At 48.2% G+C, this 20,326-nt stretch carries 20 protein-coding genes and 1 riboswitch; of the genes, 5 read left to right on the top strand and 15 right to left on the bottom strand.

The genetic code is table 11. The features are described from left to right. Positions 1-103 precede the first annotated feature (103 nt). The 6 genes from MHB71_RS21675 to MHB71_RS21700 all read right to left on the bottom strand — a co-directional run bounded on the left by MHB71_RS21675 (position 104) and on the right by MHB71_RS21700 (position 5,351). Positions 104-394, bottom strand: coding sequence for a hypothetical protein (locus tag MHB71_RS21675; protein ID WP_338590718.1), 291 nt, complete (start codon positions 392-394; stop codon positions 104-106). 232 nt (positions 395-626) lie between these two features. After that, positions 627-1,499 (bottom strand): inositol monophosphatase family protein, encoded by an 873-nt coding sequence (locus MHB71_RS21680; RefSeq protein WP_339189922.1) that lies wholly within the window; start codon positions 1,497-1,499, stop codon positions 627-629. A 98-nt stretch (positions 1,500-1,597) separates the two neighbouring features. Beyond that, positions 1,598-2,599: a UV DNA damage repair endonuclease UvsE gene (uvsE, locus tag MHB71_RS21685; RefSeq protein WP_340027658.1), complete on the bottom strand. Its 1,002-nt coding sequence runs from the start codon at positions 2,597-2,599 to the stop codon at positions 1,598-1,600. Positions 2,600-2,754: 155 nt separating this feature from the next. Then, positions 2,755-3,078: a hypothetical protein gene (locus MHB71_RS21690; protein ID WP_036614107.1), complete on the bottom strand. Its 324-nt coding sequence runs from the start codon at positions 3,076-3,078 to the stop codon at positions 2,755-2,757. 30 nt (positions 3,079-3,108) lie between these two features. Further along, a complete protein-coding gene (locus MHB71_RS21695) occupies positions 3,109-4,209 on the bottom strand; it encodes a D-alanine--D-alanine ligase (RefSeq protein WP_036614110.1) in 1,101 nt (366 codons plus the stop codon). Between the two features lie 137 nt (positions 4,210-4,346). Then, entirely contained in the window at positions 4,347-5,351 is a 1,005-nt protein-coding gene (locus tag MHB71_RS21700) for an amidase domain-containing protein (RefSeq protein ID WP_036614248.1), read from the bottom strand. A gap of 377 nt (positions 5,352-5,728) precedes the next feature. On the opposite strand from MHB71_RS21700, the gene acnA reads away from it, so the two are divergent. Beyond that, positions 5,729-8,443: an aconitate hydratase AcnA gene (gene acnA, locus MHB71_RS21705; protein WP_036614112.1), complete on the top strand. Its 2,715-nt coding sequence runs from the start codon at positions 5,729-5,731 to the stop codon at positions 8,441-8,443. 109 nt (positions 8,444-8,552) lie between these two features. Here the strand turns inward: acnA and MHB71_RS21710 are convergent, their stop codons facing one another. The 7 genes from MHB71_RS21710 to MHB71_RS21740 all read right to left on the bottom strand — a co-directional run bounded on the left by MHB71_RS21710 (position 8,553) and on the right by MHB71_RS21740 (position 13,068). Then, a complete protein-coding gene (locus tag MHB71_RS21710; RefSeq protein WP_340019185.1) occupies positions 8,553-8,867 on the bottom strand; it encodes a hypothetical protein in 315 nt (104 codons plus the stop codon). A 35-nt stretch (positions 8,868-8,902) separates the two neighbouring features. Further along, positions 8,903-9,301 (bottom strand): hypothetical protein, encoded by a 399-nt coding sequence (locus tag MHB71_RS21715; protein ID WP_340027660.1) that lies wholly within the window; start codon positions 9,299-9,301, stop codon positions 8,903-8,905. A gap of 215 nt (positions 9,302-9,516) precedes the next feature. After that, a complete protein-coding gene (locus tag MHB71_RS21720) occupies positions 9,517-9,726 on the bottom strand; it encodes a hypothetical protein (RefSeq protein WP_340027662.1) in 210 nt (69 codons plus the stop codon). Positions 9,727-9,739: 13 nt separating this feature from the next. After that, complete coding sequence (locus MHB71_RS21725; RefSeq protein ID WP_340027663.1) at positions 9,740-10,300, bottom strand: VanZ family protein; 561 nt, start codon at positions 10,298-10,300, stop codon at positions 9,740-9,742. 28 nt (positions 10,301-10,328) lie between these two features. Further along, a complete protein-coding gene (locus tag MHB71_RS21730) occupies positions 10,329-11,192 on the bottom strand; it encodes a M15 family metallopeptidase (RefSeq protein ID WP_340027664.1) in 864 nt (287 codons plus the stop codon). A 99-nt stretch (positions 11,193-11,291) separates the two neighbouring features. After that, positions 11,292-12,380, bottom strand: coding sequence for a HAMP domain-containing sensor histidine kinase (locus MHB71_RS21735; RefSeq protein ID WP_340027665.1), 1,089 nt, complete (start codon positions 12,378-12,380; stop codon positions 11,292-11,294). Then, entirely contained in the window at positions 12,373-13,068 is a 696-nt protein-coding gene (locus MHB71_RS21740) for a response regulator transcription factor (RefSeq protein ID WP_076329851.1), read from the bottom strand. Before MHB71_RS21740 ends, MHB71_RS21735 begins: the two co-directional genes overlap by 8 nt. A gap of 84 nt (positions 13,069-13,152) precedes the next feature. Between MHB71_RS21740 and MHB71_RS21745 the strand changes: the two genes are divergently transcribed. From MHB71_RS21745 to MHB71_RS21760, 4 genes are all read left to right on the top strand, one after another. After that, entirely contained in the window at positions 13,153-14,103 is a 951-nt protein-coding gene (locus MHB71_RS21745) for a YafY family protein (RefSeq protein WP_036668223.1), read from the top strand. 73 nt (positions 14,104-14,176) lie between these two features. Continuing rightward, complete coding sequence (locus MHB71_RS21750; RefSeq protein WP_340027667.1) at positions 14,177-14,995, top strand: zinc ribbon domain-containing protein; 819 nt, start codon at positions 14,177-14,179, stop codon at positions 14,993-14,995. 466 nt (positions 14,996-15,461) lie between these two features. Then, a complete protein-coding gene (locus MHB71_RS21755) occupies positions 15,462-15,629 on the top strand; it encodes a hypothetical protein (protein ID WP_017690769.1) in 168 nt (55 codons plus the stop codon). A gap of 182 nt (positions 15,630-15,811) precedes the next feature. Continuing rightward, on the top strand, positions 15,812-16,501 hold the full coding sequence (locus MHB71_RS21760; RefSeq protein ID WP_340027669.1) for a hypothetical protein: 690 nt from the start codon (positions 15,812-15,814) through the stop codon (positions 16,499-16,501). A gap of 381 nt (positions 16,502-16,882) precedes the next feature. Here MHB71_RS21760 and thiC read toward each other — a convergent pair whose 3' ends face one another. After that, positions 16,883-18,700: a phosphomethylpyrimidine synthase ThiC gene (thiC, locus tag MHB71_RS21765; RefSeq protein ID WP_340027671.1), complete on the bottom strand. Its 1,818-nt coding sequence runs from the start codon at positions 18,698-18,700 to the stop codon at positions 16,883-16,885. Between the two features lie 384 nt (positions 18,701-19,084). Beyond that, positions 19,085-19,198: riboswitch (TPP riboswitch) on the bottom strand. A 149-nt stretch (positions 19,199-19,347) separates the two neighbouring features. Continuing rightward, positions 19,348-20,091, bottom strand: a complete 744-nt coding sequence (locus MHB71_RS21770; protein ID WP_017690772.1) for an IclR family transcriptional regulator — start codon at positions 20,089-20,091, stop codon at positions 19,348-19,350. Positions 20,092-20,326 lie beyond the last annotated feature (235 nt).

A 20,326-nucleotide genomic window follows, 5' to 3' on the forward strand; every position in this document is an offset into this window, starting at 1 on the left:
AAAGTAGGTGTTGTCCTCTCTACTGAGAGCACACATGAAATAACAGACTCCCTGAAGGGGAGTCTGTTACTGGTTAAGCTCAGCTATGACGTTCAGTGATTAGTTAAGATTGCGGCTTATTCGAGTCTTCAGCAATCGAATGACCCTTGTCACTCTCCGGTTTGTTCCCGGTAGCTCGCTCCAGATACCGATCATAACGATCATCCACTTCGCGTGCCATCTTCCGGTACTTTAACGTTTCCTCGACAATTGGATCACGTTCCGTCTGGATTCGCACTTCATACTTGGGAGGAATCAGCTGGCGTTCACGCTGATCGGTGTCGCCGGACTCTTCCATGTCCCCTTCCGTCAGCATATCACTGAGCCGTCGTTCCAGTTCTTTGGATTCATCCATTGTTTTCGCTCCTTTAATTAAAGTCATACATGCGTTAATTATTACTATTGTACTTTCACTTCGTGTACAGAACCATCTTCCGATCGCTGTTATCCCCAGATTTCTTTGATTCCCTTTTCCAAGGGAGAAATCCGGTGATAAAGGCGAGCACTTCGTTTCTTCAGATGCTTTCTGTCCCCTCCGTTAATGTACAATCACAGGGGTTATTAAAGCATGGATGAGTTGAATAAACTCACTCCAAGCCGGTAGCCTTCGCTTCCTTCAGTACATCCGTCATTGCATCATGGATTTTGCCATTGCTGGCAACGACATGGTTCACAGACAGTTGGTAAGGCGTTCCGATGGTATCGGTCACCTTGCCACCTGATTCTTCAACCAACAGTGCACCTGCGGCAATATCCCAAGGTTTCAATCCAACTTCGGTGTAGGCGCTGAGACGTCCTGCGGCAACATATGCCAGATGGAGGGCGGCAGATCCGCCTGCACGCAAGTTACGAACTTGCGGAGCAAGCGCCTGTACAGCGGCCATATTTAGTGGCAACGCAAAGGTTGTGTCTGCCGGGAATCCAACCGCAATCAGGCTCTGAGCCAGTTCTTGTTCACCAGATACAAGCATCCGGTTTCCGTGAACATATGCTCCTTTCCCTTTTTCCGCAACAAACATTTCATCACGGGAAGGGTCGTAGATCACGCCGACAATGACTTCACCATTGTGAGCCAATGCGATGGACACCGAATAAAACGGAAATCCGTGTACAAAGTTTGTCGTTCCATCCACAGGATCAACAATCCACAGGAACTCTTCTTCCTCGGCCTCTTTCAGTGCTTTTGCCGAAGCTTCCGGTCCCGGTTCGACGCCTTCTTCACCCAGAATGGCATGGTGGGGAAAATGCGTAAGAATCAGGCGGCGGATCATCTGCTCCGCTCCTTTATCCACTTCGGTCACCAGGTCTTGGGGTGAATATTTGGTGCCAAGTTCAGCTACCGTCCCAAGACGGCTTTTGATCCATTCGCCAGCTTTGGAAGCTGCATTAATGGCAACGGCAGTATAGCTTTTGCTTGTCACGACATAAGGTGTCTTTTCCTTCTCATTCAAAGCGTTCACTCTACTTTCTATATCAATCTACGAAAAGTTGAAATACTTGTTAAAAGTATACGCCCCACAGGTCGTAAAGTTTCTCGTTGCCCAGGCCCCTTTTGGCACTACGGATGAATGATGACGGTAGACTCGTCCACCCACTCCACACCCTCTTCGTGATAGAATGTCAGCTTCTGCATCAGTTGCACAAGAGCCTCATCCTTGCGTTTGGCCTCAATCATCACGTCAAGTCTTGGGGTGTCTGCTGCGATATGACGCAAGAAATCGAGCACAGGCTCTACCTCCACACCATCGGCATGACCTCGCAGATCCTTCTCACTCTTTGGACTGGAGACATGGATTTTGGGTGGCAATGGCTGATCAGCCGGTGAATCTGCCTGGGCAAGCGGTGACTGCCAGGTCTTTAGAATATCAGGCCACAGATCCCATGCCTGTTCTCCTTCGTTGTTCACCCAATGGTGATGGATATCCAGTACCATGGGCAATCCCAAGCGCTGGCACACGGCAAGTGTCTCAGGCGCATTGAACGTTTTGTCATCATTTTCGAGTGTGAGCCGCTCCTGAATGTCCCGATCCAGCTTCAAAAAGTTTTCTTCAAAACGAAGCGCCGCCGAAGGCTTGTCCCCGTATGCACCACCAATATGTATATTGTTCTTGGCAGTGGCATTCAGACCCATGGCATCCAGCATCCGAACATGATGACGAAGGTCGCGAATCGAGTTGCGCAGAACTTGCTCGCGGGGGGTACTAAGTACGGTAAAATGATCCGGATGAAAGGACACACGCATATGATTTTCCTTCACAAAATCACCAATGGCCGCAAAGTCCTGCTTCAGTGCCGGGAACGGGTCCCAGTCATTCAGGTCTTCGTGTGTTGCCAGTGGAATCAATTTGGAAGAGAAGCGATATACATGAATATGGCTACCCTTGTTGTGCCTGAGCAAACGTAATGTATTGTGCAGGTTCTCGGCTGCAATCCGTTCGAGCTTGCGGATCGCCGCTTCCCTGTCATCGATTTTGTTAAAACTCGACATGGTCATGGTCCGGGAAGGCGAGGCGTTCTCTATAAGCACGGACATTGCCACGTAACCAAAGCGTACGAGCATGAATCTCTTCCTCTCTATTAGGGCGGAGAACCCGCACGGCATATTCAACCGTCAGGATGTACCGTCACTGTATATAACCAAGTTTTACCCTAAAAGAGTGACCATAATCGTATTCTGGCAAATCCGTCCTTCCGACCCGCACTTACAGTCAACAACTACTCCTGTGCTTGCTCCCCAAAGAACATCTCATCCGCAAGGGCAGTCTGAATGCGTGATTCTTCCTCAGTCAATTTGCGGATGAGTTGCATCTCCACCTCGGTTACCTCTTGCCCCTGGAAGTTGATCTCCGCAATGGAAACCACGATCTTGACGATGGCTACAGCCACGTTATCCGGTGTGTATGCAATCACTTTCTGGCCGGTAGGAAATACCCGGAAGCCCTGTTTGACCATTTTGCCGCGTCCGTATTCAAGCAGTTCGAACAGCTCCTGCTCATTCTTGAACTTGCATACGGAATTGAATTCAGTCTGAAATCCCATGCATATCCCTCCTGATCTTGTGGTCGCAGGCTACGCCTGTACGCCGTTCTCGTAATTCAGTGCCTGCTTGCGGTTGTAACGCTCCAGTGCCAGCTCAATCATGCGATCCAGCAGTTCGGCATACGATACACCTGTCTCACGCCAAAGAAGTGGATACATGCTGTATGGTGTGAAACCAGGCATGGTGTTGACTTCATTAATAAGCAAAGCGCCGTCATTTTTCCGAATGAAGAAGTCGGCACGTGAAATACCGTTACCTTCAATCGCACGGAACGCCTGCAAAGCTGCCTCGCGAATGCGATCTGCGGCCTCTGGGTCCAGTGGAGCTGGAATCAGCATCTGTGATTGACCATCAATATACTTAGCTGCATAGTCATAATACTCACCGGAGGATACGATCTCACCTGGAACGGAAGCCATGGGCTCGTCATTGCCGAGGACGCTGACTTCAACCTCGCGTGCTTCAACGAACTCCTCAATGACAACCTTCGTGTCATACCGAAGTGCAAACTCGACAGCTGTCTTCAACTCATCGCGGTTACGTGCTTTGGAGATACCTACACTGGAGCCCAGATTCGCCGGTTTGATAAAACAAGGATACCCCAGCTGATCTTCGACCTGTACGATCATTTCGTGCTCTGTCTGCTTCCATTGTGTCGCGTTAAAATACGTAAAGGCACATTGGTCAATGCCAGCCTGTGCAAACAGCTTTTTCATGACCACTTTGTCCATGCCGCCAGCCGAAGCCAGTACACCTGCACCTACATATGGCATATCCGCCATCTCAAACATGCCCTGAATGGTGCCATCCTCTCCAAACGTACCATGCAGCAGAGGGAACATCACGTCCAGCGCTTCTGCTCCGCCATACAAACGGCCAAACAGTGCGTTCAGCGCATCCTGCGTTCCGCCTGCCGATTGCTCCAGCTTCAAGTCTTCAATCTGCGCGAACGGCGCATGCATGACAGGTCCTTTTTTCCACGTCCCCTGCTTGGAGATATAAAAAGGAACCAGTTCATACTTTTCATAATCAAATGCGTTTGTTACAGCAAACGCCGTTTGCAGCGACACCTCATGCTCGCCTGATTTTCCGCCGTACACGACGCCTACTTTTAATTTATCCATACTCATGTGTACCCTCCGATTATCTGTGCCTGATGCTGTCATGCTTGCATGCTCAGCACCCTTGTTATTCTGCTTGCATTATCTGGTCTTATTTTACACGGAACTGGATGTCTGCGTCACCGCATCCCGAAAATCTTTCATCATCAAAACTCATCTGCAATATGAAAAAGCCGGTATACCGTCCGCTCCGTCCAAGCGTAAGAATCCCGGTAATCCCAAAAGCGGTGACGGCTGCTAACCGTATGTGCGTTAACAAGCGGCATACCGCCTGCATCAAACGCGGTCACAACGGTGCTGTGCTGAAATCGTCCATCTCCATCCCAATCGTAGAGAATAACATCGCCGAGCATCAGCTGCTCAGGACGCTCCACTTCTGTCGCGGTCAGACCCCAGCTGCTGCCTGACAAATAACGCTCCAGACTGTTGGAAACTGCCCAACTGTAACTCCACATTTCGGAGCCGTTCACATACCCTTTATACCACCAGCCGGCTTCTCTTCTACCAGTATAGTGGATGGGTGCGCCCCCTGCAAAGAGACATTGGGACACGTAATTGGTACAATCCACATCAAATTCCTCAAATGCCGGATTCCCCGCATTCCACCACCGATCTGCATAGGCAACCGCCAGATCTCTGCGATATGACTGTTGCCGTGAGCTTCTTCCTTGACCCAACACTTCCCGATTCAGCAACGGCCGATTCATCGCCTGTACAAAATCAGCTTGTTGAAACGGACGTCCTTCCCCAGCAGGGCGACGCTCCGGCACTTCTCGCTCGACCCGTCCAATGATCCATCCACCACTCTGCCGCAGAAAGGTTAACCGCTCCCGCTCAATCCGGTCCTCCCGGTGGGTGATCCCGCTCTTCTCGTAGAACAGTCTGCTGTACAATTGTACATCCACCACCGCTTCTTCCTGGCCATCCATAAGCGTGCGCACAAGCTTGGCGCTGGTCTCGCTGCGAAGAGGCACGGCGCGCCGCTTACGATACCATTCGTCCAGCCTTGCCATACGCTCTCCCCGTTCCACCACGAAGTCAGGATCGGTAACGATCCGTTCGCTGGTCTGTGGACGGTAGTCGATCTCACAGCGATTGTACTGGTTCACGTAAGTATATAAGGCACTCTTCCATTCCCGTTCCAAGCCTATGTCCCCCTTTGGCATGAGTTCTGTCTGAAATATTTCATTGCGTATATAAACTCCTACTATTCATATGAAAGGGTCTTCGGTTGTATGTACACGGCTCAGGAGGGAGATTCTAAATTCGGCAAATACAGGTACACAAGATATCTTATTCCTACTCGCTTCACGAAAACGCCTTCATCGGTCCAAAAGCTTGCTTGATCAGGCAAAAAGACCTTTACGTACGGAGGTGAAAACGGTATACTTAAAACTAAAGTTATGATTATGAAATTACGTTTCATCTGATGAAACTAACGAACAAGAACACGGAACGATGAAGGCCTGTTCTTCACCTAAATGAACGTTTTCTTCATCTCACCGACACATCCCAAGGAGGTACATGTATGTCAGCAAAGAATCATTTCTCCGCCGCTCGCAGTCTTGAGGTTGGAGGCAAGTCTTACCGCTACTACAGTCTCGATGCTCTTCAGGAAAACGGCCACGGCGATCTTTCCAGGCTTCCTTTCTCCATTAAAGTGTTGCTTGAAGCAGCAATTCGTCAATTCGACGGACGTGCTATCACCGAAGAACACGTAAAACAACTGACCGGCTGGGCAGATGGCCGTGACAATAACAAGGAAATTCCATTCATCCCTGCACGTATCGTTCTGCAGGATTTCACCGGTGTACCGGTTGTCGTTGACCTCGCTGCAATGCGTGATACTGTGAAAAAAGCAGGCGGCGATCCAAAACAGATCAACCCGCTCGTACCGGTCGATCTCGTTATCGACCACTCCGTTATGGTTGATGCTTTTGGTACCAACGATGCACTTGATTACAATATCAAAGTTGAGTTTGAGCGTAATGAAGAGCGTTACCGCTTCTTGCGTTGGGCGCAAACGGCATTCAACAACTTCCGTGCAGTTCCACCATCCACAGGGATCGTTCACCAGGTTAACCTGGAGTATCTGGCTTCCGTGGCAGCAACAAAAACCGTGGACGGCGAAACCGTTGTATTCCCGGATTCCCTCGTAGGTACAGACTCCCACACCACCATGATCAACGGACTTGGTGTTGTTGGTTGGGGTGTTGGTGGTATTGAGGCTGAAGCAGGTATGCTGGGCCAACCGCTTTATTTTGTAACACCGGACGTTATCGGTTTCAAACTGACAGGCAGCCTGAGTGAAGGCGCAACAGCAACGGATCTGGCACTGACTGTTACCCAATTGCTTCGTAAAAAAGGCGTTGTTGGTAAATTCGTTGAGTTCTACGGACCAGGTCTTGCCAACATCGGTCTGGCTGACCGTGCAACAGTAGCCAACATGGCACCAGAATATGGCGCAACGATCGGTTTCTTCCCTGTTGATAGTGAGACGTTGAACTATTTGCGTAACACTGGCCGTCCTGACGAGCAGGTAGAATTGGTTGAAGCTTATTACAAAGCTCAAGGCATGTTCCGTACTTCAAGCACCGTCGATCCTGAATTCACAGATGTGATTGAACTGGATCTCGGCTCTGTTGTACCAAGTCTTGCAGGACCAAAACGTCCACAGGATCGCATCGAGCTGACACAAATGAAAGAAAGCTTCAACAGCATCATTCGCACACCTGTAGATAAAGGCGGCTACGGTCTGAGCGATGAGAAAATCGAACAATCCGTACCTGTGAAGCATCCGGACGGTTCCAACAGTGAACTGAAAGCAGGCGCTGTTGTGATCGCGGCGATCACAAGTTGTACGAACACTTCGAATCCAAGTGTTATGGTTGGAGCGGGACTACTGGCGAAAAAAGCAGTTGAACGCGGCCTGACCAAACCAGGATATGTGAAAAGCAGTCTGACACCAGGTTCCCTTGTGGTTACCGAGTACCTGGAAAAAGCAGGTCTGATCACGTATCTCGACAAACTCGGATTCAACGTTGCGGGCTACGGTTGTGCAACATGTATCGGTAACTCCGGCCCACTGCCGGACGAAGTGAGCGAAGCTATTGCTGAGAACGATATGACCGTAGCGGCTGTATTGTCCGGTAACCGTAACTTCGAAGGCCGTGTACACGCACAGGTTAAAGCCAACTACCTGGCATCACCACCACTCGTTGTGGCATATGCACTTGCGGGTACCGTAAATATTGACTTTGAAACCGATCCAATCGGTTATGATACGAACAATGAGCCTGTATTCCTGAAAGACCTCTGGCCTACCTCCGAGGAAATCAAGGATACTATCGCTAGTTCCCTGAACGCTCAGATGTTCCGCAACAAGTACGAGAATGTATTTACAGCCAATGAGCGTTGGAATTCAATTTCTGTACCGGAAGGTGAACTGTACGAGTGGGATCCGAACTCCACGTACATTCAGAATCCTCCGTTCTTCCAGGAGCTTGGCGACAAGTTGAACGATATCGCAGATATCCGTTCTGCACGCGTTATGGCATTGCTTGCGGATTCCGTAACAACGGATCACATCTCGCCAGCAGGTAATATTGCACCATCCAGCCCGGCTGGACTGTACCTGAAAGAACATGGCGTAGAGCGCAAAGACTTCAACTCCTACGGTTCACGCCGTGGTAACCATGAAGTCATGATGCGTGGTACGTTTGCCAACATTCGTATTCGTAACCAGGTGGCTCCTGGTACAGAAGGCGGTATCACGAAGTACCTGCCAACGGACGAGGAAATGTCCATCTACGATGCTTCCATGAAGTATCAGGATGAAGGACAGAACCTGATCGTTATCGCAGGTAAAGAGTATGGTACAGGAAGCTCCCGTGACTGGGCGGCAAAAGGAACATTCTTGCTCGGCGTCAAAGCCGTTATCGCAGAAAGCTTCGAGCGTATTCACCGTAGTAACCTGGTCGGCATGGGCGTAATGCCATTGCAATTCCAGGAAGGTCACGGCTGGTCCAGCCTTGGTCTGAACGGACGTGAAACGTATGACATTACCGGCCTCAGCAATGATGTGAAACCAGGACAAGAGTTGAAAGTAACCGTAACTCGTGAAGACGGTACACAGTTCGAATTCCCTGTTATCGCTCGTCTGGACAGCATGGTTGACGTGGATTACTACCATAACGGCGGTATCCTGCAAACTGTATTGCGTCAAATGATGAAAAAAGCTTAATTACATGAATCATTAATGTGATGAAGTTATACAGAAAAGCTCCCTGCCACGTGCAATCAGCACGTGGCGAGGAGCTTTTTTGGCTTTGTTTTTTATAATAGGAATATGTTTAAAAATCAATCTTCAAGCCAACTTCCGAATCATCAGGTGGCTCAGCTATACGATATATACCTCTGCAGTTTAATTTCTCTACGTTAATCCAGTCTACAAACTCATCTCCTCCGTAGCATCTTACAAAAACGGCATATTCCAGCTCACCCTCATAATTAATGGACTCCATGTATTCTGTGAATGGATGTTTCCCCTCTATACTCTGCAAAAAATCTGAAAATTCAATTCTCCACTCTTCCATCTTCTCTGCATATTGATCGGGGACATAATAGTAGAATCCATCTGGCGTATAATACGAAATTTTCATTATCATCTTGCAGACCTCCTATTAGTATGTCGCGTAACGGTCTAGAGTTTTAAGATCTCTATACCTTCTTTTAGAAATGATGAGACAAGCGTATGATATTCAATTCCATATGCTAATTCCTCTTTGGTTTTATGTATAAGATAATAGGAATATTTCTGCATCAACTCATGCTCGTTTAACTCAATGGGAAGGTTAATAATCTCAACGTCTTCCGAATTAAAATGATAACGATACCCTCTTTCTGACCTTCCTACGTTCATCACTGTTTGGATGACCATTAATTCATCACGTGTGACATTATTTATTAAAGCCGATCTTCTCTGTTCCATACCAAGTATGATCTCTTCAGCCTGTTGATCAATCTTAGCTTCAGCAATTTCAGTTTCAATTTGCATAATGGCTTTCATTGTTCCAGCTAGTTCTTTAGCTAATGAATACAATGTATGTCCTCCTTTTTTTTGTAAGAAATAGGTACTAACGCATCTTCTCTACTCTACCTCATTTACGATGTTACTCGCAAAGTTCAATGGTCCTATGCTAAATTCGATACCTTATGAAACACTAAAAAACTCCTCGTAAAGTGCACTCTGCACGTTACGGGGAGCTGTGGTTTCAGTATGTGTGTATTCTCCGTTGCTTCAAGGCCAACTGCCTTTTAATGCCCAATGTGATGTGCGGCTTGATCTAACAGTTGAATTGTGCCCATGATCAGAAACAAACACGACAGAGCAATTAACGAGCCGCCAACCCATCTAGACATGATCACTCGCTCCGTGATCTGTTTTTCCGAAGCATCCGTTACCTTGTGTGGATACACGAGAAACATTAGCCCTGCGCTAATGAACAGTACAGCCATTATAATCAAGTTGTTCCCCTCCTTACACGTGACTTTCCTTAGAATTTAACTTTTTCGTCGTCACGCGGGATTCTCCTCCCACCAACACCTTTTTCAGACCCATAGCCATAGTGAAAACAATATATCCAATCAAGCCGCCGAGTGTATTAAGCATCAGATCATCCACATCGAATATCCCCATCCCAGTCACTAACTGTGTCACTTCATAACCCAGACTGAGTAGCAGAGACAGCAGGAGCACTTTTACTCCAGAGAATAACTTGTTGCCCGTCAACACAGGGATGAAGATGCCCAGTGGGATAAAGGCCAGTATATTGCCTACCAGATGGATTGCTGTACCCGGACGATGTAACGACAGACTGTTCCAGTCTCGTGAGATTTCCTGGAATGGTGTCAGGTTCACGGTTCGTGTATGGATCAGATCCGGTTGTTGCAAGAACGCCATCAGTCGATCCTTCACGATGCCAAAATCGACCGGGTTTCCTTTGAACAGGATCAGCTTAGTCAGCAGATATACATAGATAATGAATACGGCAATCCAAAGGATGTAATGTTTGCTTTTCTTCTGGTTGTTGTGATTCATGCTGCTCCTCCTCCTTTGTGTTGCCCTGTTATTTCTTTACGGTGACGATGACGCCATCCATGTTATCACCCGATATTTCAGTTTGGCCTTGCTCAGGTATGTACACGGTCATATCTTCGGTGGCACGATAATAGCGGATATGATACGCCTCACCCTCTACTTCAACAGTAATGTTCTCTTTTTCTTTTAACAATTCAAGGTACTCCTCCAGCACCAGATTATTATCATGCATGACAGCACTATGGGGCAGGCCTACATATCGAAAGTGCCATGGTTCATATTGAATACCTGTAATGCGCACTTTATCCTTTGGGTAACGCAAAATAAATCCGTATTTCCATGCATTCTTCTCCAGCCAGGCTCCCTCTGGTGCTTCATTCATGGCAGCCAAGCTGGAACCGACATCCAGGGATAACCCGAGATTGTGCTCACTGTGTCCCGCAGGAAGCGCATAGTCTGAACCCTTTTCCCGATAAAGCTCGTCCTGCTTCGCAAAATCCCTGTAACCACTACTGATGAGAAAATATCGGACTCCCTCTTCGCCTGCTGCTTCGACCATCTTCTGAAACTCCTGCGCCACCTGGCGGGATAACATGATTTTCTGATCCATGATTCCATATCCACGAAGCAGCTCATCCTCATCTGCCACATATACAATATCGGATTTAACCCCTTCCGCTTCAACGGGGTATTGCTTATTAACCAATAACAAGTTCCCCTTATGTACCTGATCATGAATATTTCCAGTGACGGATGCCGTATAACCTGCAGGATTTTCATGCGTATTCTGAATCTCGATGGGCAACTCCTTCTTCTGCTGAAGCCATCCTGGTGATTGTGTAACGATATATCCGATCAAAACGATACATATTAAAAAGCCCCACTTTTTCATGCTTGTTCCTCCTTTTACCTCATACATCAAGGATAGACAAAACAAGTTAAAGAAAAAGCAGGGCAATTTTAAAGTTTTTCTTAAATTTGACGTCGAACTTTATTGGAATACGGGCAAACGAACTTCGAACAACGTCCGCACCACATCGCTCTGGGCCGAGATCGTACCGTCATGTTGCTCCACTATATTGCGAGCGATAAACAAGCCAAGGCCTGTCCCCCCGTCCTGAGGGGTCCTGGCACGATCTCCAGTGTAATACATATCGAAGATATGCGGCAATTCCTCCGGACGAATATGTCCACCATAGTTAATCACCTGAATAATGATCTGTTCTGCATCACGATATCCGTTAATATCCACGTACATGCCATCCTTGCCATGTCGTGCAGCGTTAATCAGCAGATTCTCGAACACACGTGCCAGCAACTCGCCATCACCGGAGATGGTAAGGTCAGTGTCTATTTTTAGTCGGGCGACTAGTTTGTTCTTTTCAAATACAGGATAGATTTCTTCGTTCATCTGCTTCAGCAGCTCACTAAGATCCAGCTGTGTCTTGTTTATAGGAAGCCTGCCATAATTCATGCGGGTAATTTCGAACAAATCATCAATCAACTTCTCTAGACGCTGTGATTTGGTGAAGGCAATCGACGTAAAGTGCCTAACCTGTTCCTCCGTCAGATGTTCATCCTTCATCAGCAGATCCAAATATCCAAGCACTGAGGTCAGCGGTGTTCGCAGGTCATGCGCCAGATTGACAACAAGCTGGTCCTTACTATTTTCAGCAAAATCCCCTCGTTCTACCGCTTCCCTTAGCTTCTCACTCGCCAGATTCACATCCTCTGCAATCGTACCTAATTCGTCCTTGGATGAGATCTGTACACGATGCTGAAAGTCTCCATTCGCCAAATGACTGATCCCTGTAGAAATATCCTTGAAATACGTCACGTAGGGCTTGGTAAACCAGAAGAAAAATAGAATGGCGAGCGGGATAAATAAGAGCAGAAAAAAATAAATATCTCCGATACTTCTCATAAAATGACGATATTCAGCAAGCGGATCTTCTAAACGGACACCCGAATAATAGGCTTGTAAAAGCTTGTAAATGCCATAGGTAATTGCACCAGAGGCAAGCATGCTTAACCCTAGCAACATAATCATGGTTGTACGAAAACTTCTTCGTTTAGTCATTAAACGTGTACCCCACACCCCAGATGGTTTTGATAAACTTGTTCTTGTTCACATCTTCCCCCAGCTTTTTGCGCAGGGTCCGAATATGGACCATCACGGTATTCCCACTCTCGTAATAGGCTTCTCCCCAGACCTGTTCAAAAATGTTCTCAGCACTGAACACCTGCTTGGGGTGGCTCGCGAGCAGATACAAAATGTCGAACTCCTTCGGTGTTAGTTCCACTGGTTTGCCGTAGAGTTCAACGCGATGTTGATCTGGCGTGATGATGAGCCCGCCCTTCTCCAGAATGGACCTTTGCACAGGCACAGACTGGCTGAATTGCAGAGAACGACGCAACTGAGAGTTGACCCGGGCAACAAGCTCCATCGGATTAAACGGTTTGGTCATATAATCGTCCGCGCCCATCACAAGCCCCGTAATTTTATCCATATCTGACGTTTTGGCACTTAGGAAAATGATCGGTAAATGATGCTGTTCCCGAATTTTACGTGTCACCTCATACCCGTCCATACCAGGCATCATAATGTCCAGAATCGCCAAATCTATCGCTTGGGTCTGAACAGCTTGAACCGCCGCCTTCCCATCAAAGGCCTTGATGGTGTGATATCCTTCTTTTTGTAAATGTAAAGCAACCAGATCAGCGATCTCAACTTCATCGTCTGCGATCAGAATCGTAATTCGCTTCATTGCTTATTCCACTCCTATGTGTGATGCTCAACAATATAACATATTTGAATCCAACAGATAAACCAATGAAAGGAATCCATACATATGAAACTGGAGCGTTTATTAGCCATCGTGGTGTTGCTAATCAATCGTGGACGGGTACAAGCCAAAGACTTGGCAGATATGTTCGAAGTATCGATCCGGACCATCTATCGAGACATCGATACATTGGGTCAAGCAGGTATCCCTGTAGTGACGTATCAGGGGGCAAGCGGCGGGATTGGTCTGGCAGAGGGTTACCGTCTGGATCGAAACGTATTAACAGACAAGGACCTCGCTTCTATCGTCACTGCACTGCGCAGTGTATCCACTTCCCATGCTAATGCGGCGCGTGAGCTTCTGGTCGAAAAACTCAGCAGTATCGTCCCTGAATCCAAAAATGACGATTTTCAGGCTAATACCAATCGATTCATCGTTGATTATTCAACCTGGACGCATCCCGAAGCGCTGAAAATCAAGCTTGAACTTATCGAACAGGGTATGGATCAATTACGCCCCGTAACCTTTACCTACTGCAGTGCGGAAGGTATCCATACTCACCGAACTGCCGACCCTCATACCATCGTACTCAAGAAGCATTCCTGGTACCTGTACGCTTTTTGTCACGAGCGGAATCAATTTCGCATGTTCAAGCTTGTGCGCATGCAAGATGTTACACTTGCTAATGAGCACTTCGAGCGTAAAGTCATTAACCCACAGGACAGACCCTGGCAACAGGAATGGAGCCGTCCGGACAATCAAGCTAGGTTAACCTTGAAATTCCATGCTCGCGTCCGTCATATTGCGGAAGAATGGTTTGGGATCGAGAACGTCATGCCTGATGGGACTGGGTATTATATCAGCGAGGTTGCTTTTCCCGAGGATGGCTGGTTATATGGGTTCATTCTGGGCTTCGGCGCGGACGTTGAAGTATTGGAACCTCAGCATATTCGGGATGAAATCTGCCGTATCGCGGAGCAAATTGTACAAAATTATATACCTCCGACTCAAACCTGACAGACAGCTGTCCAGTTCCTACCCGTATACTTCAGATATATTCAATCTGTACATATATGAGGAGGAACTAATCATGAACGTTACTGTATGTCAAAGCTGCGGAATGCCGCTCACAACCCCTGCCCAATTCGGAACGGAAGCAGATGGAAGCACAACCCGTGAGTACTGTATTTATTGTTACAAAGAGGGCAAGTTTGAGCAGCCCGGTATGTCACTAGAAGGCATGACGGAGATGTGCACTGCCATTCTGAAGGACGAAGGCATGGATGAGGAATCCGCTCGTTCGATGCTGCGTAACCAGCTTCCTTTTTTGAAGCGTTGGCGCACGAATACAACGGATCAACACACAGAATCTCTGGCTGAAAACTCTACTGCTTCCGCTAATCCTGGTCAGGTAACAACAGAGCATTCGTTCTCTGCCCAGCCCGTTCGTTATGTCACGCTCCCTGGCAAACGTCTTGCCGGCGTATCCGCCCGCACAACCAACGCCATTGAGATCAGTGGCAAAGGTTGTATTCAGGGACTCTGGAACAATTATTTTGCCTCAGAGCACCTCCCTGCACCTGAAGTTGTTCGCTATGGTTGTTACACGGATTACACCGATGGGATAACCGGAGAATACACCATACTGGTAGGGCATGAGGTCAGTCCGAACGAATCGTTGCCTGAGGGATTGGACGACATTTTACTCCCTCCTGCAAATTACGCCATATTCACTTCCAGAAAAGGACCGATGGCAGAGGTTGTTGGCGAAGCTTGGGGAGCCGTGTGGGCATGGGATAAACAAAGCGATCGTACGTTCACCGGGGATTTTGAATTATATGATGAACGCAGCCTGAATCCCGAAAGTGTACAAGTGGATATATACATCGCTGTTCGCCAAAGTAGATAAAACCAACACGATACCACCTCAGACAGAATCAAAGTTTCATCGCATCCTTCTTCATATCAAGCAAGCTGCCGGGTTCGCTCGGCAGTTTTTTTGTTATATCCGGAACTACATTATCCCCTAAACAACCCGACCATGGTACCAAGTTAGTTAGCATGCTTTGCATCATTTAACCAGATAATATGCCTCATATGCGGGTACCATTGACTTCCTTAAAATTGGGACTATTCACATAACAACCGATTCGATCCTCCCATATCAAACCTTTCATATCAGGTCCTTTTCTCCTGAATTTCCCTAAAAACGTTTACATCTCCTTAAAACCGGGTAAAATCACTACAATCCAATTGGAATTACGCTTTAAACTCTTTTATTTCGTCTAACAAGTCACATGTACCTATATGCGCACCTGGCATGGTAACCAGTCGAAATACATAATCCAAAAAAACGCATCAAAGGAGGAACCAAGATGATCCGCATGCCTATTCAGCAAATGATCCCGTACCATCACCAATATCCGCGCAACACGGCGACCACTGCTCCTAAAAAGGAGAATGAGAACACTCAAGGTCTATCCTTTCATGAAATTTTACAGCAAAAAATGGCGAAGAAAAACGCTTCTCCTTCCCTTAGATAAAAATGGACACCGGACCGACCCTAGTCGAGTCAGGTTATCAACCGTCTTTCCGCAGCTTGGCGGAAGGGCGGTTATTGGCGTGGAGCCATAAACGACTGTACAGTTCTCAGGCATGTTTCTATAATGGTTTAAATATCTAAAAGATCCATGACATATACGAACTGTTAAAGGGGACTTAGCACATGATCACCATTGGTTGTTTTCACGCTCATTATTCCAACATCGCCTTAATTGAAGAGACGCTTGCTCCTTATGAAGTTGAATTGGTCCATTACGTCGATCCAGGTCTGGACCGTCTTAAACATGACGCTGACTTTTCCGCGGTCGTCATTCACGAGAAGGTAGCCCAGACGCTCCAATGGATCGCTGAGTGTCATGCCGATGCCATTCTGGTCACGTGTACCCTGTTTGCGACAGTATTGGAGCAGGAAGCCATACAGGTCCCTGTGCCTGTGATCGGCATAGATGATCCGTTATTGCAGGAGATGCGGCGAGTACCAGGAGATTACATAATATCATTCACCAACCCGGCAACTATTGAAGGAACGATGGCACGGTTGAATCAGGCATTACAGCAAGAGGATGAGAATGGGCAACTACACGTTGCCAAGACCTCTCAGACGGAAGCGGTGTGCATCCCTGGGACATTTGAGTTGATTATGCGTGGAGATCAGCAAGGGTATCTCGAAGCGGTACGAGAAGGCTTACAGCAGATTGCTGAGCAGTACCCGGGTAAAGCGGTAGTGGCGGCCCAACTGTCTATGGCTCCCGCTGCTGCACAGGTTACAATAGATCGCGGTATTCCAATCCATAGCCCGCTGGCATTGCTTGCGGCGTATTTGGAGAAGGATTTGGGCTTGGCTCGACAGTAGCTGCTGATTTGGAGTGAAGTAACAAGTTCTATCTGAAACTATGCAACTATGAACTCACTTACTTAGTAACACCACAAATTAACGAGGTGAACTAATATGCGATTCCTCTATATTGTTTTACTGTTTATAGTAGGTTTTTCCTGTTCCGCATTTCTATACGGAGGAGCACCAAAACTCAGTGATGCTCTTTTATTCGTTATCGCAGGAATTCTGTATAAGATATGGACCACACTTAATCACAAAGCTAATTCTGATAAAGGCTGAGTATGGTTAAGAATACATACATGACATAACACTAAAAAAAGCCGTTCTTCTCTGCAATGACAGAGAGAAACGGCTTTATCTCTATTTCAGACTGCCCAGCTTGCGCTGTATCGGCGCCTAGGACCGTGTCCGATATTCCTCGGCCTTTTCCTGCATACCCGCTGCTACAGCCTCATTCTCGGACAATCCTTTGTCCGCGGCAAAGGCACGAATGTCCTGCGTAATGCGCATGCTACAGAACTTTGGTCCGCACATGGAGCAGAAATGAGCTTCCTTGGCCCCTTCTGCTGGCAGCGTCTCGTCATGGTAGGATAATGCCCGTTCCGGGTCCAGTGACAGGTTGAACTGGTCCCGCCAACGGAACTCAAAGCGTGCCTTGGACAATGCGTCATCGCGGCGTTGAGCACGCGGATGGCCTTTCGCCAGATCGGCGGCATGAGCTGCGATCTTGTAGGCGATGACCCCTTCCCGCACATCATCCTTGTTGGGCAGGCCCAAATGTTCTTTTGGCGTAACATAACAGAGCATGGACGTGCCGAACCAGCCAATCATGGCTGCCCCAATGGCGGATGTGATGTGATCATATCCTGGCGCAATGTCGGTCGTTAGCGGCCCAAGTGTGTAGAACGGTGCTTCTTTACAGATCTCCATCTGCAAGTCCACATTCTCCTTGATCTTATGCATCGGCACATGACCCGGGCCTTCGATCATCACCTGCACATCATGCTTCCATGCGATCTGCGTCAGTTCCCCAAGCGTGGCCAGTTCCGCCATCTGAGCTTCGTCATTCGCATCGTAGATACTGCCTGGACGAAGTCCATCTCCCAGTGAAAACGCCACATCATACCTTTTCATAATCTCGCAGATTTCTTCAAAATGGGTGTACAAAAAATTCTCCTGATGATGCGCAAGGCACCATGCTGCCATAATGGAACCACCCCGGGACACAATGCCTGTCATACGCTTGGCGGTCATGGGGATGTAACGCAGCAATACACCAGCATGAATCGTAAAGTAGTCCACGCCCTGCTCTGCCTGCTCAATGAGCGTGTCACGGTACAACTCCCAGGTCAGCGCTTCCGCTTCGCCATTCACCTTCTCCAGCGCCTGATACAGCGGCACCGTACCAATCGGCACAGGTGAATTGCGGATAATCCATTCCCGGGTGGTATGAATGTTTTTGCCTGTGGATAGATCCATCACGGTATCCGATCCCCATCGTACTGCCCAAGTCATCTTCTCGACCTCCTCCTCGATGGAGGAAGATACGGCAGAGTTGCCGATGTTGGCATTGATCTTCACGTGAAAATGACGACCGATCAACATCGGCTCACTCTCCGGGTGATTGATGTTGGATGGCAGAATGGCCCGTCCACTCGCCAGCTCCTGTCTCACAAATTCCGGTTCCACGCCTTCACGAATGGCGGCGAATTCCATCTCTGCCGTAATGACTCCCTGCCTCGCGTAATGCATCTGAGTCACACAACGTCCCGGCTGTGCCCGCAACGGTTTGCCACGTAATCCGGGGTACTCTTCAGCGCCGGCTCTCTTCCCTCCGGGCTTCAGTCCGTTATCCTCCGGTTTAACCATACGGCCCTGATAAGCTTCAACATCGCCACGCTCTGTGATCCAACGAGTGCGCAGAGCTGGCAGACCTGCGCGGATATCCGCATGAAATTCGGGATCGGTCATGGGGCCGCTCGTATCGTAGACACGCAGCGGTTCGTTATGCTCCACCCCTTGGGGAGTATTCGTGTCATGAAGGGCTATCTCACGCTCCGGTACAGCAATGTCCGGCCGTGAGCCCTGAATGTAGACTTTGCGGCTGCCCGGAAAGGGCTGAACCCGTCCGGCCGCTCCTGTTTCTTTTTCCACCTGCTGATCGTTATGTCCCTGCTCCGTCGCTTGTTGTCCCGTTTGATTTCCTGTACTCATGTTCACTTGTCTCCTCCTCAGTGTTCGTCGCTTGTTTGGTTGGTTTCATCATTAGCTCGCTTACGTACCTGTCCCAAATCATGCGCAATGCAGAGAAGAAAGAGCGATCCTACACCAGACCAGGGGAGACACTTTTCATGTACAGTTAACAACAGACGGAGGCTGCCACAGATCATCGATCTATAAGACTTCCCTCCTCATCCAAGCCCACTTCCGCAGGTTATCGAAAAAGAGGCCCATAAAATCCGCGCTATATCGCCCGTTCCCTGTATATAAAAAAGCCGGTCCCCGAAGGAACCGACTTTTATGTCCATCACCAATAATGCACCTTTATGCAGCTCCTTAACGGAGCCCTACAAGGGTCACATCATGTGGTGGTTGTGGTCATATCGCCGATTACTTCCCTACGCTGGTATGATCCAGATCAGGTGCAAAGGGTCCGGAATCTCATGCGATTCCGTCTCAGTCCGGACAATTCGGACTCCCCCAGTAACGTTAATAAGTTGCGGCTTACATAAGCCGCCGTTCATATTCAATGAAGCTGGCTCCGTTGGGCCGTCCATTACAGAGTAGCGCAACCGGAACATAAAAACAACCTTTATATTCCAAATGATCAAACTCTATTAGAGAAAAAACTTACATCAACATCAGGATAACATGAGCCCCATTTGCGTAGCAGCATCCTTCAACACAGGTGCGTATTCATGCAATGTCTCCTGCGAGAGTCGACTGACAGGTCCTGAGACCGAGAGCGCAGCTGCAATATTGCCTCTGCGATCCATAATCGGTACAGATACCGCGGCAGCTCCCGGCTCACGTTCCTCATAACTCGTCGCATATCCGTTATCCCGGATATCTCCCATCTGCGCCAAATACACCGCGGGATCAATAAACACCGGCCATTCCGGCCCGTTCATCAGTTCTTCACGATCCTCGTCCGTGGCAAACGCCATCAGGACTTTGCTGGAAGCGCCCACAGACAGCGGGAGTCTAACACCCACTGGAGCGACTCGGCGGATCGCCTGATCACTTTGCACAGCTTGAATCCGTATCCTTTCACTCCCATCACGCAGGTACAGACTCACGGTCTCCCCCAATCGATCTCTCAGTCGCTCCATCGCAGGCAGCAGCAGAATAGCGGGATCATCACTGCGGGACATATGAGCTGACAGCTCCCAGATTCGGATGCCAAGTCGGTACTTCTCTGTTGCTGCATCGCGGATCACGAACCCTCGATCCTCCAGCGTAGCCATCAAGCGGTGGACTGTACTTTTGTGCAGGCCGATCTGGCTGGCAATTTCGGTGAGTCCCAGATCACTGCGTGTGGTAAAACATAATAATATATCCAGCGCCCGTTCCACAGCCCGGACGGTTAACTTGCGATCTTCCATGGCATAATGCCCTCCTCATGTTTCATCACATGAAACTTGGTTACATAAATTATATGAGAAACGGTCTCATCTGTAAACCAAAAAGAGCCAAAATCAAAATAGGCCAACGTATAAATTTTTCCTTTTTATAAGACTTAATCCCCTGTAATTTACACACTAAGGTAATGTTACCCATATATCTTAAGAACTATATAACAATTGCGTAACAAATGCCCTCAATCAATTGACTTTGACT

It is taken from the genome of Paenibacillus sp. FSL H7-0940 (genome assembly GCF_037979415.1).
In the GTDB taxonomy this organism is placed as follows: domain Bacteria; phylum Bacillota; class Bacilli; order Paenibacillales; family Paenibacillaceae; genus Paenibacillus; species Paenibacillus amylolyticus.

Bases quoted from the DNA above. Each gene is read 5' to 3' on its own strand.
- MHB71_RS21745 (WP_036668223.1), top strand. From the start codon at position 13,153: ATGAAACTGGAGCGTTTATTAGCCATCGTGGTGTTGCTAATCAATCGT.
- MHB71_RS21760 (WP_340027669.1), top strand. From the start codon at position 15,812: ATGATCACCATTGGTTGTTTTCACGCTCATTATTCCAACATCGCCTTA.
- MHB71_RS21730 (WP_340027664.1), bottom strand. From the start codon at position 11,192: ATGAAAAAGTGGGGCTTTTTAATATGTATCGTTTTGATCGGATATATC.
- MHB71_RS21735 (WP_340027665.1), bottom strand. From the start codon at position 12,380: ATGACTAAACGAAGAAGTTTTCGTACAACCATGATTATGTTGCTAGGG.
- MHB71_RS21740 (WP_076329851.1), bottom strand. From the start codon at position 13,068: ATGAAGCGAATTACGATTCTGATCGCAGACGATGAAGTTGAGATCGCT.
- MHB71_RS21710 (WP_340019185.1), bottom strand. From the start codon at position 8,867: ATGATAATGAAAATTTCGTATTATACGCCAGATGGATTCTACTATTAT.
- thiC (WP_340027671.1), bottom strand. From the start codon at position 18,700: ATGAGTACAGGAAATCAAACGGGACAACAAGCGACGGAGCAGGGACAT.
- MHB71_RS21770 (WP_017690772.1), bottom strand. From the start codon at position 20,091: ATGGAAGATCGCAAGTTAACCGTCCGGGCTGTGGAACGGGCGCTGGAT.
- MHB71_RS21695 (WP_036614110.1), bottom strand. From the start codon at position 4,209: ATGAGTATGGATAAATTAAAAGTAGGCGTCGTGTACGGCGGAAAATCA.
- acnA (WP_036614112.1), top strand. From the start codon at position 5,729: ATGTCAGCAAAGAATCATTTCTCCGCCGCTCGCAGTCTTGAGGTTGGA.
- uvsE (WP_340027658.1), bottom strand. From the start codon at position 2,599: ATGCTCGTACGCTTTGGTTACGTGGCAATGTCCGTGCTTATAGAGAAC.
- MHB71_RS21675 (WP_338590718.1), bottom strand. From the start codon at position 394: ATGGATGAATCCAAAGAACTGGAACGACGGCTCAGTGATATGCTGACG.
- MHB71_RS21755 (WP_017690769.1), top strand. From the start codon at position 15,462: ATGATCCGCATGCCTATTCAGCAAATGATCCCGTACCATCACCAATAT.
- MHB71_RS21750 (WP_340027667.1), top strand. From the start codon at position 14,177: ATGAACGTTACTGTATGTCAAAGCTGCGGAATGCCGCTCACAACCCCT.
- MHB71_RS21725 (WP_340027663.1), bottom strand. From the start codon at position 10,300: ATGAATCACAACAACCAGAAGAAAAGCAAACATTACATCCTTTGGATT.
- MHB71_RS21690 (WP_036614107.1), bottom strand. From the start codon at position 3,078: ATGGGATTTCAGACTGAATTCAATTCCGTATGCAAGTTCAAGAATGAG.